This window comes from Onishia taeanensis, assembly GCF_003268885.1.
Lineage (GTDB): Bacteria > Pseudomonadota > Gammaproteobacteria > Pseudomonadales > Halomonadaceae > Onishia > Onishia taeanensis_A.
This window is the reverse complement of record NZ_QLSX01000003.1, coordinates 100756-125997: the sequence shown is the minus strand read 5'-3', so window position 1 is coordinate 125997 and position 25242 is coordinate 100756. Positions and strand designations below refer to the sequence as shown.

General features: G+C 62.6%; 21 protein-coding genes. 14 read left to right on the top strand and 7 right to left on the bottom strand.

The features are described from left to right. Window positions 1–12: 12 nt before the first annotated feature. Entirely contained in the window at window positions 13–1038 is a 1026-nt protein-coding gene (locus tag BCL93_RS05415) for a TRAP transporter substrate-binding protein (protein ID WP_112054093.1), read from the bottom strand. A 190-nt stretch (window positions 1039–1228) separates the two neighbouring features. Here BCL93_RS05415 and argE point away from each other — a divergent pair, with 190 nt between their 5' ends. From argE to BCL93_RS05400, 3 genes are all read left to right on the top strand, one after another. Beyond that, window positions 1229–2383, top strand: coding sequence for an acetylornithine deacetylase (argE, locus tag BCL93_RS05410; RefSeq protein ID WP_112054092.1), 1155 nt, complete (start codon window positions 1229–1231; stop codon window positions 2381–2383). Window positions 2384–2424: 41 nt separating this feature from the next. Then, window positions 2425–3174, top strand: coding sequence for a glutamine amidotransferase (locus BCL93_RS05405; RefSeq protein WP_112054091.1), 750 nt, complete (start codon window positions 2425–2427; stop codon window positions 3172–3174). Window positions 3175–3244: 70 nt separating this feature from the next. Continuing rightward, on the top strand, window positions 3245–4012 hold the full coding sequence (locus BCL93_RS05400) for a FadR/GntR family transcriptional regulator (RefSeq protein WP_112054090.1): 768 nt from the start codon (window positions 3245–3247) through the stop codon (window positions 4010–4012). Window positions 4013–4121: 109 nt separating this feature from the next. On the opposite strand, the gene BCL93_RS05395 is transcribed toward BCL93_RS05400, so the two are convergent. The 3 genes from BCL93_RS05395 to BCL93_RS05385 form a co-directional block, all read right to left on the bottom strand. After that, the gene (locus BCL93_RS05395; protein WP_112054089.1) at window positions 4122–5048 is read right to left on the bottom strand and encodes a Gfo/Idh/MocA family protein; all 927 of its coding nucleotides are present in this window, start codon (window positions 5046–5048) and stop codon (window positions 4122–4124) included. A gap of 165 nt (window positions 5049–5213) precedes the next feature. Then, a complete protein-coding gene (locus tag BCL93_RS05390; protein WP_112054088.1) occupies window positions 5214–7013 on the bottom strand; it encodes an IlvD/Edd family dehydratase in 1800 nt (599 codons plus the stop codon). A 104-nt stretch (window positions 7014–7117) separates the two neighbouring features. Continuing rightward, window positions 7118–8863 carry an IlvD/Edd family dehydratase gene (locus tag BCL93_RS05385; protein ID WP_112054087.1) on the bottom strand — a complete coding sequence of 582 codons (1746 nt, stop codon included), beginning with the start codon at window positions 8861–8863 and terminating at the stop codon, window positions 7118–7120. A 216-nt stretch (window positions 8864–9079) separates the two neighbouring features. On the opposite strand from BCL93_RS05385, the gene BCL93_RS05380 reads away from it, so the two are divergent. The 5 genes from BCL93_RS05380 (at window position 9080) to BCL93_RS05360 (ending at window position 14916) form a co-directional block, all read left to right on the top strand. Further along, window positions 9080–10099, top strand: a complete 1020-nt coding sequence (locus tag BCL93_RS05380; protein WP_112054086.1) for a TRAP transporter substrate-binding protein — start codon at window positions 9080–9082, stop codon at window positions 10097–10099. Window positions 10100–10195: 96 nt separating this feature from the next. Continuing rightward, a complete protein-coding gene (locus BCL93_RS05375; RefSeq protein ID WP_112054085.1) occupies window positions 10196–10810 on the top strand; it encodes a TRAP transporter small permease subunit in 615 nt (204 codons plus the stop codon). After that, window positions 10810–12114 carry a TRAP transporter large permease gene (locus BCL93_RS05370; protein ID WP_112054084.1) on the top strand — a complete coding sequence of 435 codons (1305 nt, stop codon included), beginning with the start codon at window positions 10810–10812 and terminating at the stop codon, window positions 12112–12114. Before BCL93_RS05375 ends, BCL93_RS05370 begins: the two co-directional genes overlap by 1 nt. Window positions 12115–12325: 211 nt before the next feature. Beyond that, complete coding sequence (gene araD1 / locus BCL93_RS05365) at window positions 12326–13324, top strand: AraD1 family protein (protein ID WP_112054083.1); 999 nt, start codon at window positions 12326–12328, stop codon at window positions 13322–13324. A 14-nt stretch (window positions 13325–13338) separates the two neighbouring features. Then, window positions 13339–14916: an aldehyde dehydrogenase (NADP(+)) gene (locus BCL93_RS05360; protein WP_112054082.1), complete on the top strand. Its 1578-nt coding sequence runs from the start codon at window positions 13339–13341 to the stop codon at window positions 14914–14916. 78 nt (window positions 14917–14994) lie between these two features. On the opposite strand, the gene BCL93_RS05355 is transcribed toward BCL93_RS05360, so the two are convergent. After that, window positions 14995–15975, bottom strand: coding sequence for a LysR family transcriptional regulator (locus BCL93_RS05355; RefSeq protein WP_112054081.1), 981 nt, complete (start codon window positions 15973–15975; stop codon window positions 14995–14997). Window positions 15976–16181: 206 nt separating this feature from the next. On the opposite strand from BCL93_RS05355, the gene BCL93_RS05350 reads away from it, so the two are divergent. The 6 genes from BCL93_RS05350 to BCL93_RS05325 all read left to right on the top strand — a co-directional run bounded on the left by BCL93_RS05350 (window position 16182) and on the right by BCL93_RS05325 (window position 22550). Next, on the top strand, window positions 16182–17318 hold the full coding sequence (locus BCL93_RS05350; RefSeq protein WP_112054080.1) for an iron-containing alcohol dehydrogenase: 1137 nt from the start codon (window positions 16182–16184) through the stop codon (window positions 17316–17318). Between the two features lie 229 nt (window positions 17319–17547). Continuing rightward, a complete protein-coding gene (locus tag BCL93_RS05345) occupies window positions 17548–18528 on the top strand; it encodes a tripartite tricarboxylate transporter substrate binding protein (RefSeq protein ID WP_112054079.1) in 981 nt (326 codons plus the stop codon). 23 nt (window positions 18529–18551) lie between these two features. After that, on the top strand, window positions 18552–19019 hold the full coding sequence (locus tag BCL93_RS05340) for a tripartite tricarboxylate transporter TctB family protein (protein WP_112054078.1): 468 nt from the start codon (window positions 18552–18554) through the stop codon (window positions 19017–19019). A gap of 3 nt (window positions 19020–19022) precedes the next feature. After that, window positions 19023–20537 carry a tripartite tricarboxylate transporter permease gene (locus BCL93_RS05335; RefSeq protein ID WP_112054077.1) on the top strand — a complete coding sequence of 505 codons (1515 nt, stop codon included), beginning with the start codon at window positions 19023–19025 and terminating at the stop codon, window positions 20535–20537. Next, complete coding sequence (locus BCL93_RS05330) at window positions 20534–21589, top strand: Ldh family oxidoreductase (protein ID WP_112054076.1); 1056 nt, start codon at window positions 20534–20536, stop codon at window positions 21587–21589. Before BCL93_RS05335 ends, BCL93_RS05330 begins: the two co-directional genes overlap by 4 nt. 67 nt (window positions 21590–21656) lie before the next feature. Next, window positions 21657–22550 carry an NAD(P)-dependent oxidoreductase gene (locus tag BCL93_RS05325; protein ID WP_112054075.1) on the top strand — a complete coding sequence of 298 codons (894 nt, stop codon included), beginning with the start codon at window positions 21657–21659 and terminating at the stop codon, window positions 22548–22550. 13 nt (window positions 22551–22563) lie between these two features. Here the strand turns inward: BCL93_RS05325 and BCL93_RS05320 are convergent, their stop codons facing one another. Both BCL93_RS05320 and BCL93_RS05315 read right to left on the bottom strand, forming a co-directional pair. Then, on the bottom strand, window positions 22564–23544 hold the full coding sequence (locus tag BCL93_RS05320) for a GntR family transcriptional regulator (protein WP_112054074.1): 981 nt from the start codon (window positions 23542–23544) through the stop codon (window positions 22564–22566). A gap of 68 nt (window positions 23545–23612) precedes the next feature. Beyond that, entirely contained in the window at window positions 23613–25142 is a 1530-nt protein-coding gene (locus tag BCL93_RS05315; RefSeq protein ID WP_112054073.1) for a UxaA family hydrolase, read from the bottom strand. Window positions 25143–25242: the final 100 nt, after the last annotated feature.

Genomic DNA, 25242 nt, shown 5'->3' with positions numbered 1-25242 from the left:
CCTGCCATATCATCAATAACCGGTCTCATTCAGGATTTCGATCAACCGCTCGCTGTACTTGTCCTGCTGAGCGTACTCTTCACGCAGCGTCGCAGCGGCTTCGGCCCAAGCCTCCTTGTCAGCTTCGCTCGGCTCCGGGCTCCACTTCAGCCCATTGGCTTCCATTTCTGCCACCGCCTCGCTTTCCCACTGCTTGGACATGGTCAACTGCTCTTCAGCATGGATCTCGGTGGCCTTGCGCACGGCGTCCTTGAGATCATCGGGCAGCTTGTTCCACGCACTGCGGTTGACGACGATCGGCAGCACCTGAGCGCCGGCCAGCGGCAAGGGGTACATGTATTTGGCGACTTCAACATGGTTACCGTCGCGGTGGTCGATCATGTTGCTACCGATAGAACCGTCGATGACGCCAGTGGCCAGGCTGGTGTAAATCTCGCTCCAGGCCAGCGAAACCGGCGAGGCCCCCAGGTTACGCAGGAACTTGCCGTAAGCGCCGGGGGCGCGGATCTTGAGACCCTCGAAATCTTCCACCGACTCGATCGGTTCCTTGGTCAGGATGTAGACCGGCGGCTGGATGTACGGCTCGAGCCATACCAGTCCCTGGGAGCCATACGCCTCTTCCAGGACGTCTCCCCATCCCTTTTCGTGAAAAAGGCTGTAGAGCTCATCGGTATCGGCGGTGCCACCAGGCAGGCCGATCTCGACGACACCCGCCGGCAGCTCACCCGCGTGCATCGACTGGAACGGAGCGCCCATGGTGATCAGGCCAGATTTGACGGCACCCAGCAGCCCGCTGGTTCCAACCCCTTCGCCTGAATAGAGGACCTGGACCTTGATGCGGCCATCAGAGAGCTCCTCGATGTTCTTGCCCAGATTTTCGTACAGCTCGCCAAAGGCGGTGCCTCGGCTATAAAGGTTGCTGAAACGCCAGTTGTAATCCGCTGCCGCCACGTCAGTGGCCACGACGCTGAGTGCCAGTCCCAACCCCAGCGCCGATGTGGAAAGGTTTTTCTTCAGACTGCTGAATTTATTCAACATATTATTATCCTTCTAAGAACAAATGGAGTAGGGCCCAAGCCGATGATAGTAGGATAAGCAAGCAATAGATCGCAAATCCTTCGTTCAACGCTCAGCGTTCAAAATTAAGAACACTCCAATTGTGCGACCACCTCATCAGTATGCAGCCCCATGATAGACTTTGGTCCGCCCCTTTCTCAGGAGTCAGATCATGACCGCCACCGCCCTGCTCGAGACGCTGGTGGGCTTTGCCACCGTCTCACGCGATTCCAACCTTGAGCTGATTCGCTTCATCGAATCCTATCTCGACGAGTACGGCGTGCCCTACCAGCGGATTGAAAACGACGATGGCAGCAAGGCCAACCTGCTGGCACGCATCGGCCCGGCGGTCGAGGGCGGGGTGGTGCTATCCGGGCACACCGATGTGGTACCGGTCGATGGTCAGCCCTGGACGAGTGATCCGTTCACGCTGCGCGACGGCGACGATGGTCGCCTCTATGGCCGCGGCACCTGTGACATGAAGGGCTTTATTGCCTGCGCGTTGGCCCAGGTGCCGCACTGGGTCGAGCAGACCCTCGAACGGCCGATCTATCTCGCGTTGTCTTACGATGAAGAAATCGGCTGCCTGGGCGCGCCGCGGCTGATCGAACGGCTGATGGCCGACGAGCCTCGCCCGGCGGCAGTGATCGTCGGTGAGCCGACGCTGATGGCGCCGGTAGTGGCCCACAAGGGCATCACCAATCTGCGCACCACTGTCACCGGCCAGGCGGCCCACTCGAGCCAGGTGTATCAGGGCGTCTCGGCGATCCACGTCGCCGCGCGGCTGGTCACCCGCATCGAGGACATCATGGAGGAGCTCAAGGCCGAGGGGCGCATCGATGAGGCCTTCAACGTGGCGCATTCGAGCCTGCATGTGGGCCGTATCCAGGGCGGCACGGCGATCAACATCAAGGCCCGCGACTGTCACTTCGACTGGGAGATTCGCCATCTGCCAAGTGACAGCTTCGAGGCGCTCTATGCGCGCTTCGATGCCTACGCCCGGGAACTCGAGGCTGAGATGCAGGTTCGCTCGCCGGGTACCGGCATCGTCACCGAGCACATTACTCAGACCGTGCCGGCGCTTGCCGATCGCGACAATGCCGAGGCGGTGGCGCTGTGCAAGACACTGCTGGGTGACAAGCCTAATGAAGCGGTCGCCTACACCACCGAGGCCGGCCAGTTCCAGGGGGTGGGACTGCCCACGGTGATCTGCGGGCCGGGCAGCATCGGCCAGGCCCACCAGCCCGATGAGTATGTCGAACGTGATCAGCTCGCGGCCTGCGACCAGTTCATGCAGGCGCTGGGCACGGCAATGCACCAGGACTGAGCTTCCATTGGACGAGCCTTCTGTATGAGCGAGACCACTGTATGAAAAGTCACACGCCACGACTGCTGCTGATCAAGACCGGGGACAGCTTCCCCGACGTTGTCGCCAAGCATGGCGACTTCGAGGCGCTGTTCCAGGCCCGCCTGCCCGACCATGAGCTGACCGTTTGGGATGCGAGAGAGGATGCGCAAAGAGATACGCTGCCGCCTGAGCATGCAGAGTTCGATGGGGTGCTAATTACCGGATCACACGCCATGGTCAGCGACGGCGAGCCCTGGAGCGAGGCGCTGAAGCCCTGGCTGCACGAGGCCTGCGAACGCGACCTGCCAATACTTGGGGTCTGCTACGGGCATCAGTTGCTGGCCGAGGCGCTGGGCGGTAAAAGCGGCTATCACCCGGACGGCCGAGAGGTCGGCACCTTCGAGGTCGCACTCACCGAGGCCGGTCAGGCGGATGCCCTGCTCGGCGCCCTGCCCAACAGGTTCCCGGCTCACCTGACGCATGCCCAATCGGTGCTCACGCCACCAGCAGGTGCGGTGGTGCTGGCGTGCAATGCCCACGATCCCTATCAGGCGCTGCGCCTGGGGCCGCGCCAGTGGAGCGTGCAGTTCCACCCGGAATTCACCTCACCGGTGATGCGTGACTACCTCGAGCACCAGCGCGAGGGGCTGGGTGAAGCCGGCCAGAACGTCGAGGCCCTGTGCGAGGGCATCCACGCGACACCCGAGGCCAACGACCTGCTCGAGCACTTCATCGCCCTGCTAGAGAAATCTCCAGCGGATAGTCGCTAGTTTTTAGTCAGCTTGCTCATATGTTCAACATATGACAACTTGAGCCTACATTTTGCCGGACAGAGCCTACGTGAAGGAAAAGCAGCAAAAGCCCAACCAACGCCCTAGCGTCGCCGAATTTCTGGCCGAGGAGATTTTCTCCGGCCGCTATCAGCCCGGCGACTACGTGCCCAAGGAAGTCGACCTCTGCGAACAGTTCGCCATCAACCGCTCGGCGGTGCGCAGCGACCTAAGGCAACTCGTGGATGTCGGCATCATCGAGCGCATTTCTGGGCATGGCTCCAGGGTTCGCGAGTATTCCGAGTGGAATATTCTCGACCCCACCGTCACCGGATGGATGACGCGCTATGCCGCGCCAAACCCCAAGATCCAGCGCGAGATCCTGTCATTTCGACTGGATGTCGAGCCCTATGTCGCCATGATGGCCGCCCAACGCGCCACGGCGCGCGACCTGGTCGCGATTGAGGAAGCTTTTGAAGGCATGGGCCAGAACATGCACAGCGATGCTGGCCCGGAAACGAAGCGCCTGCACAGCGATTACGATGTGGCCTTTCATGTCGCGATCTACAAGGCCACCCACAATATTGTATGGGCGCAGCTTTCCCATATCCTGCGCCCATCCATCTATCTGCTGATCAAGATGTCCAACGTCAGCGCCACAGACCCCGAGGCGAGCCTGGAGCGCCATCGTAAGATGATGGAGGCCATTCGTACCCGCCGCCCTCACGAGGCCTTCCGCGCCGCTCAATCCGTGCTTGCCGGCACCGCCGATGCGCTCGGCCTCAAGCCCGGCGAATCGGTATTGGGAAGCAGCATGAACCTGACGCCGGACACCTGAACGATAGACACGGCTCAACCGCCTGACGGGCGGCGGCTGTAACATCAGGGTGTCATCGGCATCGCTAAGGCCGCCACTCGATAAACAACCGCTATCCGATAAACAGCCGCTATTCGATAAACGCTTCAACCGCGCGCCGGTGACCCAGCATCATGGCGTCGGCCACATGGCGCAGCGGTGCAATATCGATATCGCTTTCGCCGGTCTTCAGCAGTTCACGAAAATGCGCGTAGACGCCCTGGTACTCGTGTTCGGGCTCGTCGATTACCACCTCGCCATCGATGATCAGGCGCGAACCGCCGCTTTCAAGCTTGAGAACCCCGGCATCGGTGTCGATGCGCATGTCCCAGCGCGGCGGGTCCTGATGACGGAAGTCGAAGTCGGCGTCTACAGCAACGCCGGCCGCGGTGCGAAAGCCGAGCTTGGCGGCAATCGGCGTCTGGCAGTTTTCAGGCACCTCGAGATCTGCGTGCTTGAGAAAGAACGGCACCGACATCAACTGTGTGGCGATGGATAGCGCATTGATGCCAGGATCGAAGACGCCCATACCGCCCGCCTGCCAGATCCAATCCTGGCCTGGGTGCCAGACTCGCACATCCTCATGCCAGTCGATCGTCACCCCGGTCACAGTTCTTGAGGTGAGCCAATCCTGGGCGTGGCTGATGCCTGGTGCAAAACGCGAGTGCCAGGCGGCAAACAGCACGGCGTCATGCTCCTTGGCCAGCGCCTTGAGATCCTCCGTCTCGGCAAGCGTCGCTCCCGGCGGCTTCTCCAGCATCACCGCCTTGCCACGCTCCAGGGCCAGCCGCGCCAGTTCGTGGCGCAGGTGGGTCGGTGTGCAGATCGCGATGGCATCGAGAGCCGGCTCGGCGTCGAGCATGGTGGCAAGGTCTTTGTAGCTCGCGATGCCTTCCAGCTCGGAGAAGGGATCAGCCACAGCGACAAGCTCTATCCCCGGAGTGGACTGGATAGCCGCCAGATGCTGATCGCGCACGATCTTGCCGACCCCGACCAGACCCAGGCGAAATTCGGACATGACACCCTCCTGCAAGCAATGAAAACCGGCCCGCAGTGTAGCGCCACGACACCCTCTACCGCCACGACACCCTGAGCCACCTTGCGACCTCATCACCTAATGGCCCCGGCAGGCTCTCCGGTAAACGGCCGCCCCGGGGTGAGGCGGCCGTTTGCTGCTATGGCGTCAGTGGTTGTCCCGCGGGGGGCTGCGACGGGCGACGTCCTGATACTCAGTCGCACCTCGTAGAATCATGCCACGGTCCAGCGGCTCGACCATCGAGCGCTGAATTTCCTGCCAGGGCGTCTGATGCGCCGGATAGGGGTAACCACCGGCGGACTCGAGTCGCTCGCGGCGCAAAGCCAGTTCGTCTTCATCGACCAGCAGACGCACCTCGCAGCGGCCGAGATCCACTCGCAGCCGATCGCCGCTCTCGAGCAGCGCCAGCGGCCCGCCGGTGGCGGCTTCCGGCGAGGCGTTGAGGATCGACGGCGAGCCGGAAGTGCCCGATTGGCGACCGTCGCCCAGGCAGGGCAGCGAGTCGATGCCGGCGCGGATCAGCGCCTCCGGCGGTTGCATATTGACCACCTCGGCGCCGCCCGGATGGCCAACGGGCCCGGCGCCGCGCATCACCAGGATGGTGCGCTCATCGATACCGAGCGCAGGATCGTCGATGCGCGCGTGATAGTCCTCGGAGCCGTCGAACACCGCCACCTTGCCTTCGAAGGCATTGGGGTCCTCGGGATCGCTGAGGAAGCGCTGGCGGAAGTCCGTCGCGATCACGCTGGTCTTCATCAGCGCCGAGTCGAACAGGTTGCCCTTGAGGTTGAGGAAGCCCGCGTGCTCGACCAGCGGGTTAGCGTAGCGGCGGATCACTTCCTCGTCGACAGTCTCACGACCGGCCAGGTTATCGGCCAGGGTGCGGCCGTTGGCGGTCGGCACCTCGCCATGGAGCCGCCCGGCCTCGAGCAGCTCGTGCATCACCGCCGGCACGCCGCCGGCGCGGTGGAACTCCTCGCCGAGATAGGCGCCGGCCGGCATCACGTTGGCCAGCAGCGGCACCTCGTGGCCGAGCCGCTGCCAGTCGTCGTTGTCGAATTCGACGCCAGCGTGGCGGGCGATGGCGTTGATATGGACCGGGGCATTGGACGAGCCGCCCAGCGCCGAGCAGGTGACCACGGCGTTCTCGAACGCCTCGCGGGTCATGATGTCGCTCGGCCGCAGGTCGTCCCAGACCATGTCGACGATGCGCTCGCCGGTCTTATAGGCCACCGCCCCGCGCTCCTTGTAAGGACCTGGGATCATCGCCGACCCCGGCAGGCTCATGCCCAGCGCCTCGGCTAGCGAATTCATGGTCGAGGCCGTGCCCATGGTGTTGCAATGGCCCACCGAGGGCGCGGAATCGGCGATCCGCGACAGGAACTCGGGGTAGTCGATATCGCCGGCGGCCAGGCGCTTGCGCATCTCCCACACCACGGTGCCGGAGCCGACACGCTCGGCGCCGCGCCAGCCGTTGAGCATCGGCCCGCCGGACAGCACGATGGCCGGAATGTTGACCGTGGCGGCGGCCATCAGACTGGCCGGAGTGGTCTTGTCACAGCCGGTGGTCAGCACCACGCCGTCCAGCGGATAGCCGTGCAGCACCTCGACCAGGCCCAGGTAGGCCAGGTTGCGATCCAGTGCCGCAGTGGGGCGGCGCACGTTCTCGTGGATCGGATGCAGCGGGAACTCGAAGGGCACCCCGCCCGCGGCGCGGATGCCGTCCTTGACCCGCTTCACCAGCTCGATGTGGTGGCGATTGCAGGGCGTGAGGTCCGAGCCCGACTGGCAGATGCCGATGATCGGCTTACCCGAGGTCAGTTCTTCGAGCGTGATGCCGTAATTGAGATAGCGTTCGATGCACAGCGCCGTGGTACCGGGATGATCGGGGTTATCGAACCACCAGCGCGAGCGCAGCTGATCCGAGGTCAGACGGGGCGAGGACATGGTCAAACTCCTAGTCCCTGCGACGCCTGTCTCGGGCGTCGCAGGCATGGGATCGGATGGCGGCAAGACGGGAGGGGAACGCGGCGATTGGCCGGTGTCCGTATTCAGTGCGAGTGCCGGGGCACCTCGGCGCCGCGACAGCCAACCAGGAAGTCGAAATCGCAGCCTTCGTCGGCTTGCAGTACATGCTCGATATAGAGCTGGCGGTAACCGCCGCTGCTGGCAATGCGTGTCGACGCCGCGCGGGGATCGCTTTCGGCCAGCCGTGAGGCGAGTTCGTCTTCGCTGATGTCCAGATGCAGGCGGCCGTCATAGGCATCGAGTTCGATCCAGTCGCCGTTTTGCACGGCGGCAAGCGGCCCACCGGCGGCGGCTTCCGGCGCCACATGCAGCACCACGGTGCCATAGGCGGTGCCGCTCATGCGGGCATCGGAGATGCGCACCATGTCGGTTACCCCCTGCTCCAGCAGCTTCGACGGCAGCCCCATGTTCCCCACCTCGGCCATGCCGTGATAACCGCGTGGACCGCAATGCTTCATCACCAGCACGCTGTCTGCCGACACCTCGAGATCCGGGTCGTTGATGCGTGCCTTGTAGTCGTCGAAATCCTCGAAGACCACGGCCTGGCCGCGGTGGCGCATCAATTCCGGGCTCGCCGCCGAGGGCTTGAGCACCGCCCCTCCCGGGGCGAGGTTGCCGCGCAGCACGCACATGCCGCCGTCGTCTACCAACGGGTTGTCCAACGGGCGAATCACCTGATCATTGTAAAGCGGGGCATCTTTGACGTTGTCCCACAGCGTCTGGCCGTTGACGGTCAGGGCACCCTTGTGGGGCAGCCGGTCGGCCTCGCCGAGGCGGCGCAGCACCGCCGGCAGGCCGCCCGCATAGTAGAACTCTTCCATCAGGAAGCGCCCGGACGGCTGCAGATCGACGATCGTGGGCGTCCCGCGGCCAATGCGGTTCCAGTCATCCAAGGCCAGATCGACGCCCATACGTCCGGCGATCGCCTTCAGGTGGATGACCGCATTGGTGGAGCCACCGATGGCGGCATTGGTGCGAATGGCGTTCTCGAAGGCGCCCTTGGTGAGAACCTTGGAGAGTTTGAGATCCTCGTGGACCATCTCGACGATGCGATTGCCCGACAGGTGGGCCAGTACATAGCGACGCGAATCGACCGCAGGAATGGCCGCGTTGTGCGGCAGCGAGGCGCCCAGCGATTCGGCCATGCAGGCCATGGTCGAGGCCGTTCCCATGGTGTTGCAGGTACCCGCAGAGCGCGACATGCCAGCCTCGGCGGCCATGAAGTCGTGAATCGAGATCTTGCCGGCCTTGACCTCCTCCGAGAGTTTCCAGACCACAGTGCCCGAGCCAATGTCCTTGCCTTCATGCTTGCCGTTGAGCATCGGCCCGCCGGTGACCACCAGCGTCGGCAGGTCACAGCTCGCCGCCCCCATCAGCAGTGCCGGGGTGGTCTTGTCACAGCCCACCAGCAGCACCACCGCATCCATCGGATTGCCGCGGATTGCCTCTTCGACATCCATGCTGGCGAGGTTGCGGGTGAACATCGCAGTGGGACGCAGGTTGGATTCGCCGTTGGAGAACACCGGGAACTCTACCGGGTAACCACCGGCCTCGAGAATGCCCTGCTTGACGTGTTCGGCAAGCTTGCGGAAGTGCGCGTTGCAGGGCGTGAGCTCCGACCAGGTATTGCAGATACCGATGATCGGCTTGCCTTCGAACTCATGATCGGGAATGCCCTGATTCTTCATCCAGCTGCGGTACATGAAACCGTTCTTGTCGGCGGTACCAAACCAGGCAGCACTGCGCAGCGGGCGTTTATTCTGAGACATGGAGGTCACTCCTTATCGAAGGATCGCGGCCTGCGGCTCGATCCTGTATGCGGCGAAGATTGAGCTAGACGTTACCGATAACCGCCATGGTAGTCGATACATACAAAAGTATATGTTGAACAAATACGCTATATGTTCAACATTAAGCCTCCCAGATGGGGATGCTGCCCTGTCAGCTCACGCCACAACAAGAATCTTCCCTCTATGGAGAGTTTCATGCTCAAGCTTAAACACGTCATAGTCCTCACCGGCTCGGCCCTCCTGGTCGGGCTTGGCACCGCCCAGGCCGCCGAATACGACTGGAAGTTCCAAGCGTCGGAGACCTCAGGCGAGCCCAGCTTCAAGATCAAGCAAGCCTGGGCCGACAAGGTCGAAACCATGACCGATGGTCAGGTGCACATCGAAATCATGCCGATCAACTCCATCGTAGGCCCCACCGAGACCCTGCAGGCCGTGTCCTCGGGCATCCTTCAGGGCCACATGACCGATCCCAGCTACTTTTCCGGCCAGGATCCGGCCTTCGGCATGATGGGCAACCTGGTAGGGGCATGGAGCAACCCTTACGACTTCCTTGAATACATGAAGCAAGGCGGTGGCGAAGCGCTCTACAACGAACTGGCCGAACCCTATGGCACGCACTTGATCAGTGCGGCGACCTTCCCGCTGGAGTCAATTCCCTCCTCGGTGCCTATCGAGTCCATCGATGACTTTCAGGGCCTCAAGATCCGCGCTCCGCAGGGCATGGTCTACAACATCTTCGAGCGTATCGGCGCTGCACCGGTTAACTTGCCGGGTTCTGAGGTCTACACGGCCCTCGAGAAGGGCGTGATCGATGCCGCCGACTCTACGGTGCTCTCCAACAACGATGCCCAGGGCATCCACGCCTTCGCGCCCTACCCGCTGTACCCGGGCTTCCACTCCATGCCGATGATCGCCGTATCGATCAACAAGGATATCTGGGACGGGCTGCCCGAGAACCTGCAGGTCACCCTGGAAACGGCCTTCGACGACATGGCCTATGACCTGATTGCCCAGCTCAAGGAACAGGATCTGCAGACGCTGCAAGAGCTCAACGACAACCCGGACGTGCATCCGATCGACCTGTCTCAGGAAGAGCGCAAGAAGTTCCGCCAGGCCGCCGAGCAGGAATGGCAGGTGTGGGCAGGCAAGAACGCGATGACCCAGAAATACTATGACTCTGTCACCGCCTTCCTACGCGCTCGCAACCAGCTGTAAACCGACCGTTCACATCTTCAGGGGGCCGATCTCGATCGGCCCCGTTTCTCCACTTCCTGAGCATCGTGACGCCAAGCGGCGTCACGTGGAGGAACCATGTCTTCCAAGTTTTCCCAACCCGGCGACGATGACGTCGCCGCCGCCAAGGCGGATGAGACGGCAGCGGACGACAAGTCGCGCAACGCCTTCGATCGAGGCGTCGTCTGGTGTGCCCGCGGCGCCGCCTGGCTGGTATTCATCGCCATGGTGATCAGTGTCTTCGAAGTCCTGATGCGCTACGGCTTCAACTCGCCGACCTCCTGGGTCCATGAGAGCGTAGTCATGCTGGTCGCCGTCAGCTTCGCCATCGGCGGCCCCGCGGCCATGGCCGGCAACCACCACATCCGCGTGCGGGTGCTCTACGACAATGCCGGGCCGCGGCTCAAGCTATGGCTCGACCGCTTCAATGATCTGGTCACCCTGGGCTTCTGTCTGGGCATGAGCTACGCCGCCTTCGTGATGTTCTGGGACGCCTCTCACAACCCGCTCGGCGAATGGTCGCTGGAGCGCTCGGGCACCTCCTGGAACCCTCCGTTCCCGGCCCTGGTCAAGGGCATCATCATGGCCTCGCTGGTGCTGATGAGCGTGCAGGCGCTCATTCATAGCGTTCAGTCATTGCGCGCCAGACAGGCTCCGCCGACACCTCCCACCTCCACCGAGGGCAGCGTGTAATGGATATCGCCGACGGAACACTGTTGCTGGTAGGGGCCATCTTCGCCCTGCTGGTGACCGGACTGCCGCTTGCCTTCATCACCGGCCTGGTGGCGCTGGTTTTCACCTTCGGCTGGTTCGGACCTGAGGCCCTGCCACTGGTCACCAGCCGCGTCTTCGGCTTCGTCACCGAGTATTCGCTGGTAGCGGTGCCAATGTTCGTGTTGATGGCCTCGCTACTGGACCGATCAGGGATAGCCAAGGATCTCTTCAACGCCATGCGCGTGTTCGCCGGGCGCCTGCCTGGCGGCGTGGCCATCCAGACCATCGTGGTGGCCTTCTTCCTGGCCGCACTGTCAGGGATCATCGGCGGCGAGATCGTGCTGCTGGGCATTCTGGCGCTACCGCAGATGCTGCGCCTGGGGTATGACAAGCATCTATCGATCGGTGTGGTCTGTGCCGGTGGCTCGCTGGGCACCATGATGCCGCCGTCGATCGTACTGATCATCTATGGCCTGATCGCCAGCCAGTCGATTGCCGATCTGTTCACTGCGGCCATCACCCCGGCCTTGCTGCTGATGGGCTCCTACATCGCTTATGTGCTGATCCGCTGTCTGAAGAATCCCCGGCTCGGCCCACCGATGACCGATGCCGATCGCGAGGAAAGTTTCGCCACCAAGGGTCAGGCGCTCAAGGCCATCATCGTCCCCGGCCTGATCGCCTTCATGGTGCTGGGCTCGATCTACGGCGGCGTGGCCTCGGTCACCGAAGCCGCAGCGATGGGTGTCTTCGGTGTGCTGTTGGCCGTGGTCGCCCGCGGCGAATTCTCCTTGAAGACCCTGCACGGCAGCCTCGGCCAGACCATGACCACCTGCGGCATGATCATCTGGATCGGGATTGGCGCCGCGGCGCTGGTCGGGGTCTACAACCTGATGGGCGGCAACCGATTCATCTCGCAAGTGATTCTCGGCCTCGACGTCGAACCGGTGGTGATCATCCTCGTCATGATGGCAATCCTGTTGGTACTCGGCATGTTCCTCGACTGGATTGGCGTGGCGATGCTGACCCTGCCGATCTTCGTGCCGATCGTTGAGCAGCTGGGCTACAGCCCGGTCTGGTTCGGCATCCTGTTCGCGGTCAACATGCAGGTCTCCTTTCTGTCACCGCCGTTCGGCCCGGCCGCCTTCTACCTCAAGGGCGTCGCTCCCCCCAGCATCAGCCTGAAAGATATCTTCGTGGCACTGCTGCCGTTCATTGCCATCCAGCTGTGCGTGCTGTTCGCCCTGCTGTTCTATCCCAACCTGGCCATGTGGCTGGTGGGCTGATCCAACGGTTAGCTCACCTGGCGGCAAGGGAATGTCGCCGGTGCCTTGTAAAAGCCGACGCCACCTTGGCTCCGCTAAGCAAGGCTATAGAATCAACATATAACCATTAATGTTGTACATACACCGAGATGCGGCGCTATGATGAGGTCACTTCGATGCTCGACCGGCGCCTGACTCTCCTTTTCTCATCTGGATGTCGAGGAATCACGCAATGCGAATCATCCAATGTTTGCACCAGAACCGGCCCTTAGCGGCGCTGGTAGAAAACGAGCAAACGGTCCGCCTGACCGACGCCGATACCTACACCCTGGCACGGCGCGCCATCGCTGATGGCCGCGGTCTCGCTGAGGTGATCGAGGCGTCACTGACCGAGACGTGCCTCGACTATCAGCAGTTGATCGAGGAGGCGCGCCTGCTGCCGCCGCTGACCCACGCCGACCCCGCGCATTGCCTGGTCACCGGCACCGGCCTGACCCATCTGGGCAGCGCCGATACCCGTTCGGCGATGCACGCCCAGTCCTCGAGTCAGCCCCAGGCCGACGAATCCGAGCTGACCGACTCGATGCGCATGTTCAAGCTCGGCGTGGAGGGCGGCAAGCCCGCCGCCGGCGAAACCGGCGCCCAGCCCGAATGGTTCTACAAGGGCGACGGCGACTGCGTCGTGGCTCCCGAGGCGCCGATGCCGGTACCGGCCTTCGCCGAGGACGCCGGCGAGGAGCCGGAGCTCGCTGGGCTCTACGTGATCGGCGACGACGGCCAGCCCTGGCGCATCGGCTACGCCATCGGCAATGAGTTCTCCGACCACGTCACCGAACGCTTCAACTACCTGTGGCTGGCCCACTCCAAGCTGCGCCACTGCAGCTTCGGCCCGGAGCTCTTGATCGGCGAGCTACCCGAGCACCTCGAGGGCGTCAGCCGCATCGTGCGTGACGGCGAGACCTTGTGGGAGAAGCCGTTCCTCACTGGCGAAGCCAATATGGCGCACAGCTTGGCCAATCTCGAGCATCACCACTTCAAGTACCAAGGCTTCCGGCGCCCCGGTGACGTCCACGTGCACTTCTTCGGCACCGCGACGCTGAGCTTCGCCGATGGCATCAAGACCCGCGACGGCGATCGCTTCGAGATCGCCCTGCCGGCCTTCGGCCGCACGCTGCGCAATCCGCTGGCGTTCGTTACCGAAGACACCGAATTTTCGATCCATTCCCTGTAACCCCAGGAGGCTCTATGACTCTGGAAGGAACGCAACTGATCGGCCAGCGTGCCGTGACCGCCAATGGCCAGGCCATTCACGCCATCAATCCCGCCACCGGCGAGACCCTGTCGCCGGGCTATCCCGCCGGCAGCAAGGCCGAGGTCGAGCAAGCCTGTGAGCTGGCCTGGGAAGCCTTCGAGACCTACCGCGAGACCGGCCTGGAGGCGCGGGCGCGCTTCCTCGAGACCATCGCTGACGAGATCGAGGCCATCGGCGATGAGCTGATCGAGCGTGGCGTGGCCGAATCCGGCCTGCCACAGGCCCGCCTGCAGGGCGAACGCGGCCGCACCTGTGGCCAGCTGCGTCTGTTCGCCTCGGTAGTCCGCGCCGGCGAGTGGCTGGACGTGCGCATCGACCCGGCATTGCCCGAACGCGAACCGATGCCGCGGGTCGACCTGCGCCAGCGCCATATTGCCCTGGGCCCGGTCGCCGTCTTCGGCGCCTCCAACTTCCCGCTGGCCTTCTCGGTGGCCGGCGGCGATACCGCCTCGGCACTGGCGGCGGGCTGCCCGGTGGTGGTCAAGGCTCACTCGGCCCACCCCGGCACCTCTGAGCTGGTCGGTCGTGCCATACAGCGGGCGGTGACCAAGTGCGAGCTGCCCGAAGGGGTCTTCTCGCTGATCTACGGCTCCGGCAATGACATCGGTCAGGCGCTGGTTCGCGATGCCCGCATCAAGGCGGTCGGCTTCACGGGCTCACGCAATGGCGGTACGGCGCTGGCCAAGGCCGCCCAGGAGCGCCCGGAGCCGATCCCGGTCTACGCCGAGATGAGCTCGATCAACCCGGTCTTCCTGCTGCCGGAGGCCCTCAAGGCACGCGGCAAGGAACTGGGTGAGGCCTTTATCGGTTCGCTCAACATGGGGGCCGGCCAGTTCTGCACCAACCCCGGCCTGGTGATCGCCGTGAAGGGTGAGTCACTGGATGCCTTCGTGGCATCCGCCGGCGAAGCGGTGAAGGGCGCTGCCGCTCAGACCATGCTGACCCCGGGTATCCATGAGGCCTACACCCAGGGCGTGGATGGCCTGGTGGCCAGCAGCCATGCCCGCGAAGTGGCGCGTGGCCCGGCCGGCGACGGCCCCAACGCCTGTCAGGTCGGGCTGTTCGTGGCCAAGGCGGCCGACTTCCTGAAGGACGAAGCCCTGCAGGCCGAGGTCTTCGGGGCCACCTCACTGGTGGTGGAATGTGCCGACCAGGCCGAGGTGAAGCGCGTAGCCGAACATCTGGAAGGCCAGCTCACCGCCACCCTGCAGATGGATGACGGCGATTTGGACGCGGCCCGCGCGCTGCTGCCGGTGCTCGAGCGTCGTGCCGGCCGGGTGATGGCCAACGGCTGGCCGACCGGCGTCGAGGTCTGCCATGCGATGGTCCACGGTGGGCCTTATCCGGCCACCTCGGACTCGCGCACCACCTCGGTGGGCAGTGCGGCGATCCATCGCTTCCTGCGCCCGGTCTGCTACCAGAACCTGCCCCAGGGGCTGCTGCCCGAAGCGCTACGTGACGGCAACCCGGCGGGCGTCAGCCGCCTGGTCGACGGCAAGCGCGAGGCCTGAGGGCCTCGCCTGGCTGAGAAGCTGGTCACCAGAAGATTCAGGTGAAAGCAAAACGGGACGGCATCCGCCGTCCCGTTGTCATTTGCGGGCGTTCACATCGTCAGGCACAGCAGGGGCTTCGGCCAGGCTACCGACCAGATCGCGCAGATGGTCGATGAGCTCCTGTGCGGCTGGCGACAACGGCTCACCGCGTCGACTGATGATGCCGTAGTAGTCGAGAGGTTTACCAATCACCCGGTCGAGTATCACGTACTGGCCGCTTTCAAGCGGGCGTCGCAGTACCGAACGTGGCAATACCGCTAGCATGTCGGACGTCTGTAGCAGTTGCAGGGTCGCCTGGATCGAGGTGGTCTCGACGACATCGTTTGGCGAGACCACCCCCTCCTCGGCCAGCGCCGCCTCGAACACGCCGCGCATCGGACTAGTCAAAGGATGCAGGATCCATGGCCAGCGGCTGAGTGTGGCCAGATCAGGCGCCTCAGCACCTAGCACCAATGGATGATCGTGTCGCACCACCACCCGCAGAGGCTCATCGAGCAGTGGCTCGAAATCGAATAGGTTGTGCTGACTGACATGCGTCAGCCGGCCGATCACCAGATCAAGCCGCTTATACTCGAGTTCCGCCAACAGCCGGTCACTGGTCTGCTCTTGCAAACTAATCGACAACCGCGGCCGCTGGCGTTTGAGCCGGGCAATCGCCGCCGGCAGAATCTCGGGGGCCGCCGCTGAGATCGCGCCGATCAACAGCTGTCCATAGCCCCCCTCGCGCAGGTCGTTGATGTCACTGACAAGACGATCAGCATCGTTGACCAGTCGCCAGGCATGGCGAATCACCTGCTCACCCAGTTCGGTAGGCTGCATGGCCCGCGGCAGCCGCTCGAAGATGGCGAAACCGAAGTATGCCTCGAGGTCGCGCAGCATCTTGCTCGCCGCCGGCTGGCTCAAGTGCATCGCCCGCGCCGCCGCATGCATATTGCGACTCTGAGCAAGCGTTGTCAGCAATATCAAATGCTTGAAGCGCAGCCAGCCACAGAGACTGACGGATGACAGTCTTTCCATGGTAATGATGACTCCTATTAGTGCCCGCCCCCTAGAGTGACCGCAGCACCGTGATAACTAGATTGAATCACAATGCCACAAACTACGATTGGATTGTGATTAGAAGCAGGTCATAAGCTGGAGAAACTCCTAGTCCCAGCCCGGCCAGCAGATCCCGCCGGTCCTGACAGACAAAACAAAGTGCCCAGCCGGGCGGAGACACTTTAATGACCTCGTTGATCAACTATCTGACCCGCGTCCAATTCGGATGCGGAGCAATCAAGCATCTGGCCGCCGAACTGGAAACTCTCGGCATTAGCACTCCGCTTATCGTCACCGATCGTGGGCTCAGCGAGAGCGGCTTGATCGACACGATTCTAGAAGGCAGCGCGCTAAAAAGTCCGCCGCCGATCTTCGACGCCACCCCGGCCAATCCCACCGAAGTCGCTGTGGAAGATGCCCTGGCGGTATGCCAGAGGCATGGCTGCGACGGTATCGTCGCCATCGGCGGCGGCTCGAGCCTCGACCTAGCCAAGGGGCTCGCGCTGCTGGCGACCCATGCTCCACCGCTGCGTCAGTATGCAGTCATCGAGAATGGTGCAGAGCGAATCACGTCTGACGTGTTGGCAATAGTGGCGGTGCCGACCACGGCAGGGACTGGAAGTGAGGTAGGCCGCGGCGCCCTGATCACCCTGCGCGACCAACGCAAATTAGGCTTCCTCTCTCCTCATCTGATTCCAGCACTGGCCATCTGTGACCCGGAACTCACCCGCTCGCTGCCGCCCTATCTCACCGCAGCCACCGGCATGGATGCCATTGCCCACTGCGTCGAGACCTATCTGAGTCCTCGCCATAATCCACCGGCCGAGGCGATCGCCCTCGACGGTCTGGGCCGCGCCGCGCTTCACCTGCGCACTGCGGTGGCCAACGGTAACGACATGGAGGCTCGAAGCGAGATGATGATGGCGGCACTGGAAGGCGCCATGGCCTTTCAGAAGGGGCTGGGAGCTGTGCACTCACTCTCCCATGCGCTAGGCGGCCTGCAGGAGTTAAAGCTTCACCACGGCACGCTCAACGCTCTGCTGCTGCCGACGGTAATACGCTTCAACGCGCCAGCCTGTGAAGTCAAATATCGACGCCTGCGGGAGGTATTGGGGCTGTCTGCCGACGCCGATCTCGCCGCGTTCTTCGAGACCCTTACCAAGGACCTGGGCCTACCGACCACCCTGCAAGAGCTAGGTGTGACGCCGGAACTCTTCGAACAGACGGCTCAGTGGGCGCTCGAGGACCATTCAACGGCGACCAACCCTCGGACAGCCAGCCGCGAGGATTTCCGGCACATGCTCGAAGCAGCCAGCGCATGACACTCTTCCCCTGACCTGCCACCCACCATCGCAAGGCAGACCCTGACCGTCGACCGCATCGGCGCGTCAGGTTCTGCTGTGCCTAGAAAAAACAAAAACCCTTTTTAAACATGAATTTAAAAATCATTTTATCGACCAAAGTCGACTAATATGGTTATTGCGCACAATGTTCATTAACACTAACTTGAGTACGCAGACCCGCTAATCATCACGCAAGGACGAGACGCACATGAACAAGACAAACAAGCGACACCTGCTGACCGGCACCGCAGCCATGCTGGTACTGGCAATGTCCGGCCCTGTACTAGCCGATTACCCAGAGAAGCCGATCACCATCATCGTGCCTTGGGCCGCAGGCGGTGGCACCGATGCCACTGCACGTACCATTGCCAAGGCGCTCGAGGAGCAACTGGGCAAGACCGTCAACGTCGTCAACCGCACCGGCGGCAGCGGTGTCGTCGGCCATACCGCCATTGCCATGGCCAAGCCGGATGGTTACACGCTGGGCCTGATCACCGGCGAGATCAATATGATGCATTGGCAGGGCCTGACCCAACTGACCTATGAGGACTACACTCCGATCGCCCAGATCAACTACGACTACGCAGGCGTACAGGTCGCTAGCGATGCACCCTATGACACCGTCGATGAGCTAGTGACAATGATCGCCGAGCAGCCCAAGGGTACCTACAAAGCCTCCGGCACCGGCCAGGGCGGTGTCTGGCATCTCGCCTTCGCCGGCTTCTTGATGGATCAAGGCATGGCGCCCGATCAGGTGACCTGGATTCCCAGCCAAGGGGCCGCACCGGCAATGACCGAGCTCGCCGCCGGCGGGATCGACATCGTGCCGAGCTCGGTTCCCGAGGCACGCTCGATGGTTGAGGCGGGCAAGGCCCAGAGCCTAGCCATCATGGCCCCGCATCGCATCGACAGCTTCCCCGATGTCCCGACTCTGGGCGAAACGCTCGATACCGACTATCAGATCGGTGAATGGCGCGGCATCGCCGGCCCAGAGGGCATGGATCCCGAGGTCGTCGCTATTCTCGAGGAAGCCCTCGACGCCGCCTACCACAGCGATACCTACCAGAACTTCATGGCCAAGCAGGGCTTCGGCACCGAATGGCGCAACGCCAATGACTTCGGTGACTTCATGGCCGACATGGATGCCAAGTTCGGCCAAATCGTCGACCAGGTTGGCCTGGCCAAGTAACCCACTCGAGCCAAGGTGCCGTGATGAAAGATGTCATCCTCGGGCTGGGCTTCATGGTGCTGGGCGGCGGCGTATACGCCGTCGCCCAGCAGTATCCCACCCTACCTAGTCTGCAATACGGGCCGTCCCTTTTTCCCTCCCTCATCGGAGGAGGGTTCTTCCTGGGCGGCCTGGTACTGGCCGCGAGTCGTCTCAGGACGCTGCTAAGCCTTGCTGGCAACGGCGCCACACGACGTGAGCCAATCGACCTGCGCGGCCTGATGACCGCTCTGGTGCCCTGCTTGCTGGTGGTCTTCTATGTACTGTGCAGCGACACCCTCGGCGCTGCGCTGACGATGACGTTGATAATGACGGCACTGATGCGGCTTCGCGGCGTGTCCTGGCTGCTCGCAATTGGTGTCTCGGTGGTCGCCGCATTTGCGATCACCTTGATCTTTTCACGCTATCTGCTCATTCCCCTCCCCGAGGGGCAACTGGGTCTCTGGGGGTAAACCATGGATGCCTTCCTGCAAGGATTAGACTTGGTCTTCAATTGGCAGACATTGCTGGTCATCGCCGCCTCAGCGATATTCGGCGTCTTCGTCGGGGCAGTTCCGGGCCTCACGGCGACCATGGCCGTGGCACTGCTGGTACCTATCACCTTCTACATGGACTCGACGCCGGCGATTGCCGCCATCGTCACCACCTCGGCAATGGCGATCTTCGCCGGCGACATTCCCGGCACCTATCTCAACATTCCCGGCACCCCTGCCTCTGCAGCTTATGTAGGCGAGTCCCACCTACTGGCTCGACAAGGCCGCGCTCGCGAGACACTGGGGACCAACCTTATCTGCTCGATATTCGGAGGCCTCTTTGGCACCTTGGTGCTGGTTTTCGTGTCACCAACGCTGGCCGAATTGGCGCTCAATTTCAGCTCCTACGAGTACTTCTGGCTGGCCCTGCTAGGGCTGAGCAGCTCAATCTTCATTTCTATCGGCTCCAAGACCAAGGCGTTCCTATCGCTGATGATCGGCCTACTGCTGTCGACAGTGGGGCTGGATATGATGAGCGGCACTCCGCGCTTCACCTTCGGCGTTCCCGACCTGCTGGCCGGAATAAACTTCATTCCGGTGATGATCGGCATGTTCGCCCTCAATGAAATCATGGGGTTCTACGGCTCACGCCAAGAAGGACGCCAGGTCCCTGCCATAGCCAAGGACAGCGTATTTCGCGAGGCACCACGGCACCTGCGCCGCTACTGGCGGAATCTGCTGCGTGGCAGCACCGTCGGAACCCTGATCGGCGCTCTGCCAGGCGCAGGGGCCGATATCGCCGCCTGGATATCCTATGCCTTGGGCAAGAGCCGATCACGCAATCGGGCAGCCTACGGCACAGGCAACATCGAAGGCATCATCGATGCCAGCTCAGCCAACAACTCTGGGATCAGCGGCGCCTGGGTCCCGGCGCTGGTGTTTGGCATTCCCGGTGACTCGATCACCGCCATCGTCATCGGCGTGCTCTATATGAAGGGCATGAACCCGGGACCGACCATCTTCATGGAGGGAGGTGGTCTGGTCTATGCACTATTCATTGTCTTCTTTGTCGCCAACCTGGCCATGCTGCCGATCGGCTATCTGGCGATCCGCTGCTCGAAGGTGTTCATCTTGACACCGCGCAAGGTGCTGATGCCGATCATCCTCTGCTTCTGCATGGTCGGGGCATTCGCGATCAATAATGCCATCACCGATATCTGGATCATGCTGCTGGTCGGCATGCTGGCCTTCGTTCTCGCTCGCTGCGACTTCCCGATGGCACCAGCGATTCTCGGCCTGGTACTCGGCAGCACGCTGGAGAACAGCTTCATGAGCTCGATGCTCAAGTCCGGCGGCGACCTGCTGAGTTTCTTCTCGCGTCCGATCAGCGCCTCGCTAGGCGCGCTGGTGATCCTCATCTGGCTGACCCCACTGCTGGCCCGGGCCTACCGCCAGTGGCGCCCTCTATCTCAAGACACTTCCGCGAGGTCCTCATGAAACGTTATTCCTCTTCCCACCTCACGACCTTGCTGAGCACCCTCTTCGAAGAGGCTGGGGCCAGCCAAGACGTTGCCGAGGCCACCGCATCGATCCTAGTGGAGGGTGACCTGCTCGGCCACCACACCCATGGCACCAAGCTAGCCGCCGGCTATCTTGATGACCTGCGTGCCGGCCACGCCAGCGGCGATCCCACGCGCCTGGTCATCGAGCAGAACAGCCCGGTTGCCGCCCTCTACGATGGCCACTACCTGCTTGGCCCCTATCTGGTACAGACTGCACTGGAGCAGTGCCGCCAGTCCGCCAAGGAGTTTGGCATCGGCATGGTCAGTCTAAAACACTCTCACCATATCGCCTGTCTTGCCGCCTATCTGCTGCCACTGGTCGAGCAGGGACTGATGCCTATCATCATGAGCTCGGACCCATCAGTGGCCTCGGTCGCCCCCTTTGGCGGTACCGCTCCGGTCATCACGCCCAACCCAATCGCTGTCGGCATACCCGGTCGCGAACAGCCGATGCTGATCGACGTCAGCATGTCGACGGTGACCAACGGCACGGTCAATCAGGCGCGCGCGGCCGGCGAGCACCTGGAGCACCCGGTGATTCTCGACAGCCAAGGTGTGGCGAGTGATGATCCTGAGAGCTTCTTCGGTGACCCAGGCGGCAGCATCCTGCCGCTCGGGGGGCTGGACTTTGGCCACAAGGGTTTCGCCCTGGGGCTGATGGTCGAGGCACTGACCGCAGCGCTCAGTGGTTACGGTCGCAAGGATGCCCCTCAGGGCTGGGGTGCAGCGGTGATGGTGATGGTCATCGATCCAGCCCGCTTCGGCGGCCAAGCAGCGTTCCTGGATGAAACCGATCACTTGGTGAGGCGTTGCCTTGACGCCTCGCCCGGCGAAGCCGGAAAGAGCGTACGTCTGCCAGGACAGGCCGGCCTGCGTAAACGTGAAGAGTATCGCCGCGAGGGCATTCCGCTGCCAGCAGACGTGGTCAGCGCGCTGCACCGGGCAATTGCCGGCTCGCCAAGGGCCGACGAGCTCTCGCTATCCTGAACGCCATGTCGGATGTCCGCGAAAGCAACGCAACAACAGCAAGGACAACTTTTCGCAGGAGACTAGCATGCACGATGACAAGACGATCGGGATGATCGGCACCGGCATCATGGGCGGGCCAATGGCCATGCGCCTGGCGCGGGCCGGATGGCGGGTAAAGGCCTGGAACCGCAGCCGCGAAAAGGCCGCAGCGCTGTGTGAGGCGGGCAACGTCACGCTAGCCGACAACCCGGTGGCAGCGGCCGAGGACACCGCCGCGGTGATCGTCATGCTGAGCTCCGGGCCGGTGTGCAACGAGGTATTGCTCGGCGAAGCCGGAGCCTTGGCAGCCATGCGCCCCGACAGCACGCTGATCGTGATGAGCTCGATTCCGGTCGAAACCGCCCGCACGCAGGCAGAGGCGGCACGGCAGTGCGGCGTCTCCTACCTGGATGCGCCGGTATCAGGCGGCGAGCGCGGCGCCATCGACGGCACTCTGGCGATCATGGCCGGCGGTGAGGCCGCCGCCTTCGAGCAGGCCGAACCGCTTCTCGCTGAGCTGGGGCGCCCGGTGCATGTAGGCCCCGCTGGCAGCGGCCAGCTAGCCAAGCTCGCCAACCAGATGATCGTCGCCAATAGCATCGCCACGGTCTCCGAGGCCCTGCTACTGGCCGAACGCGGCGGCGCAGACCCGGCCCGCGTCCGCGAGGCACTGCAGGGAGGTTTCGCCGACTCGACGATTCTGCGCGTCCACGGCCAGCGCATGCTCGAGGGTAATCATGTCCCGGGCGGTCCGGCAAAGTGGCAGCTCAAGGATACCCAAACCGCCATGGAGCTGGCCGAACAGCTGTCGCTGGAGCTGCCGGTCAGCCAGTTGGTCAACCGGCTATTCCACGATCTCGTCGCGCATGGAGACGGCGAACTGGACCACAGCGCGCTGATCCGCGAACTGCGACGGCTCAATCGGCTGCCGGTGGAATAGTAGGCAAAACGGCCTAGAGCGTTTCCACCCAGCTTAGATAACGCGGCATCACCACCTCGCCGGCCTCGCGAAAGTCGGCCAGACGTTGTCTCACCTTGGTCTCGGCGTTCGCCAAGTGCTCGTCGAGCGCTTGCCCGGCCTGCTTGGGCAAGCGCGCACTCAGCGCCTCGAAGACCCGGCGATGCTCCGTGAAAAGCGGATCCTCTGCGGGCATCTCCACCGCACCGCCAAGCAGGTGTTTGCTGATCAAGAGGATAGGCCGCGTGCGGCGTAGCATGGTGATGATCTCCGGATTACCGCCGCGCATCAGCGCCTCTTGGTGCAGATCATTCTCGAGCGCATCGAGCCTGGCGCCCTCGAGATTCGGATACTGCCGCGCGGCTTCATTCAGCCGAAAGAGATAGCCGTCGAGTTCATGGTCAGATATAGCGCTGCAAGCACGGGAAATCATGAAAGGTTCCAACTGACGACGAGCGTCGTACAGGTGATGAAGGCGCTCATCGTCAAGCGGGATCACGCTCCAGCTGCTGTACTTGGTCTTGTCGACGACCCCTAGCGACTGCAGCGAGGCCAGGATACGTTGCGTCGTCGTGCGGCTGACATCGTAGGTCTTGGCAAGTTGGAGTTCGTTAAGCTCCAAGCGGCCTTTCATCGAGCAAAGCACCAGGTCGCGTTCGACCTTTTCGGCTAGTTCCTGCCATGCTTGCGTACGCTGGATTGATGCCTGTCCACCCGCCGCACGGAAGTCACCGGCACCCAGGGTGCGCCGGATGACCTCCCCGCCTCCCCGACCGACCAGATAGCCGCGGCCGTCGAAGCGACGGATTTTGCCCTCTTCATGAAGCCGGCTCAGGGTCTGGCGCACCGGAGAGCGGCTCATGTCGAAGATAGCGGCAATATTGCCCTCCAGCAGCACCAGCCCAGGCTCGAGATGTCCCCGGTCAATCCCTTGCACAAGGGCCTGATACAACTGCTCTTTCAATGTATTGCTCATGCACACACTCGACCAGGAAAACGCGCCATATCCTCTCGCTAAAACATCTCTCGTACCAGCCTCAACGCTTAGGTGACAGCACCGACCATCCACGGGACGAATTCGTTGTTGCCATAGCCAAGCGTCTCGCTGGCACTAAGCTGCCCGGAGGCCACCGCTATGATGCGTTCGAAAATCTCGCGACCGACGCTATCGACGCTGGCCGCCCCATCGACGATGGTACCGCAGTTGATGTCCATATCTTCGTGCATGGCCTCGAACATGCGAGTGTTGGTCGCGAGCTTGAGGCAAGGCGCTGGCTTGAAGCCTGATACCGAGCCCCGGCCGGTGGTGAAGCAGACCATGTTGGCCCCCGAGGCGATCTGGCCGGTAACCGATGCCGGGTCGTAACCGGGGCTGTCCATGAAGTTGAATCCGGCCCGCCGGCGCGGCTGGGCATATTCGAGTACGTCATTAAGGCTCGACGAACCACCCTTGGCCACCGCTCCCAGCGACTTCTCGAGGATCGTCGACAGTCCCCCCGCCTTGTTGCCCGGCGATGGATTGTTGTTGAGCTCTGCCCCATTGATGCGGGTGTAATGCTTCCACCAGGCAAGACGCTCAAGCAACTTGATCGCTACCTCTTTATCGATGGCGCGATCAAGCAACAGGTGCTCCGCGCCGTAGATCTCCGGCGTCTCGCTGAGAATCACGTTACCGCCATGTCTCACGATAAGATCCGCGGCATGGCCTAGGGCCGGGTTGGCGGAAATCCCCGAATAGCCGTCAGAGCCACCGCACTGCAGCGCCACGGTCAGATGCTCCAGCGCCGCCGGACGCCGCACCGGGCGCTGCTGCTCGCGAGCCATCTCCAGCACCTTTTCGCTGGCCAGCCGGATGCTCGCCCGCGTCCCCCCCGCCTCCTGGATATTGAAATAATAGAGTCGCGAGCTGTCTGCCAGACCTGACTTCTCGACCAGCTGCTTGACCTGGTTCGTCTCGCAGCCCAGGCCGATGATCAGCACGAAGGCAAAGTTTGGGTGGCGTGCATACCCTGCAATCACCCGCTCGAGGAAGGCGAAGCCGTCGGATTCGGTGTTCATGGCACACCCCGATCCATGAGTGACCGGAACAACGCCATCGAACCCCAGCGCCTCGATCTCTCCGCCGGCATTGAGTGATTCCGCCGCCATCTTGGCCACCGTCGCCGAGCAATTCACCGTCGACAGGATGCCGATGTAGTTGCGTGTCCCCACCTGCCCATTGTCGCGATGGTAGCCGTCGAAGGTCCGCTCGTTTGCCATCACCGGCGTCTGCTCGGCCGGAACGAAATTCGTCAACGAAGAGTCGCGCTCGCGCATCGCCAAATTGTGCGTGTGTACGTGTTCGCCGATGCCGATATCGCGGCTGGCAACACCGATGACCTGGCCGTATTTGATGACCTCCTCGCCGTCTGCGATCGCCGCCAATGCCACCTTGTGACCGGCGTCGATGTTCTGGGCGGCAAGGTGCTGGCTGGCATCGACAGGAAACCCTTGAGGAATAGCCCGGGTGGCGACGCCGACATTGTCGACGGCATTCAGCCTCACCACCGCCAGCGAATCATTGATCAGCTCCATACCTGCACCTCGAGAAAGCGATTGTTGGGGTCTTGTATCGCTCATACTTCCATACAATGACTATTGCACACAATAATCAAAAAATAATGGATCACTCCCC

Bases quoted from the DNA above. Each gene is read 5' to 3' on its own strand.
- BCL93_RS05345 (WP_112054079.1), top strand. From the start codon at position 17,548: ATGAACAAGACAAACAAGCGACACCTGCTGACCGGCACCGCAGCCATG.
- BCL93_RS05325 (WP_112054075.1), top strand. From the start codon at position 21,657: ATGCACGATGACAAGACGATCGGGATGATCGGCACCGGCATCATGGGC.
- BCL93_RS05320 (WP_112054074.1), bottom strand. From the start codon at position 23,544: ATGAGCAATACATTGAAAGAGCAGTTGTATCAGGCCCTTGTGCAAGGG.
- BCL93_RS05405 (WP_112054091.1), top strand. From the start codon at position 2,425: ATGAAAAGTCACACGCCACGACTGCTGCTGATCAAGACCGGGGACAGC.
- BCL93_RS05340 (WP_112054078.1), top strand. From the start codon at position 18,552: ATGAAAGATGTCATCCTCGGGCTGGGCTTCATGGTGCTGGGCGGCGGC.
- BCL93_RS05380 (WP_112054086.1), top strand. From the start codon at position 9,080: ATGCTCAAGCTTAAACACGTCATAGTCCTCACCGGCTCGGCCCTCCTG.
- BCL93_RS05355 (WP_112054081.1), bottom strand. From the start codon at position 15,975: ATGGAAAGACTGTCATCCGTCAGTCTCTGTGGCTGGCTGCGCTTCAAG.
- BCL93_RS05415 (WP_112054093.1), bottom strand. From the start codon at position 1,038: ATGTTGAATAAATTCAGCAGTCTGAAGAAAAACCTTTCCACATCGGCG.
- BCL93_RS05395 (WP_112054089.1), bottom strand. From the start codon at position 5,048: ATGTCCGAATTTCGCCTGGGTCTGGTCGGGGTCGGCAAGATCGTGCGC.
- araD1 (WP_112054083.1), top strand. From the start codon at position 12,326: ATGCGAATCATCCAATGTTTGCACCAGAACCGGCCCTTAGCGGCGCTG.
- BCL93_RS05375 (WP_112054085.1), top strand. From the start codon at position 10,196: ATGTCTTCCAAGTTTTCCCAACCCGGCGACGATGACGTCGCCGCCGCC.
- BCL93_RS05350 (WP_112054080.1), top strand. From the start codon at position 16,182: ATGACCTCGTTGATCAACTATCTGACCCGCGTCCAATTCGGATGCGGA.
- BCL93_RS05390 (WP_112054088.1), bottom strand. From the start codon at position 7,013: ATGTCCTCGCCCCGTCTGACCTCGGATCAGCTGCGCTCGCGCTGGTGG.
- BCL93_RS05330 (WP_112054076.1), top strand. From the start codon at position 20,534: ATGAAACGTTATTCCTCTTCCCACCTCACGACCTTGCTGAGCACCCTC.
- BCL93_RS05360 (WP_112054082.1), top strand. From the start codon at position 13,339: ATGACTCTGGAAGGAACGCAACTGATCGGCCAGCGTGCCGTGACCGCC.
- BCL93_RS05370 (WP_112054084.1), top strand. From the start codon at position 10,810: ATGGATATCGCCGACGGAACACTGTTGCTGGTAGGGGCCATCTTCGCC.
- BCL93_RS05315 (WP_112054073.1), bottom strand. From the start codon at position 25,142: ATGGAGCTGATCAATGATTCGCTGGCGGTGGTGAGGCTGAATGCCGTC.
- BCL93_RS05385 (WP_112054087.1), bottom strand. From the start codon at position 8,863: ATGTCTCAGAATAAACGCCCGCTGCGCAGTGCTGCCTGGTTTGGTACC.
- argE (WP_112054092.1), top strand. From the start codon at position 1,229: ATGACCGCCACCGCCCTGCTCGAGACGCTGGTGGGCTTTGCCACCGTC.
- BCL93_RS05335 (WP_112054077.1), top strand. From the start codon at position 19,023: ATGGATGCCTTCCTGCAAGGATTAGACTTGGTCTTCAATTGGCAGACA.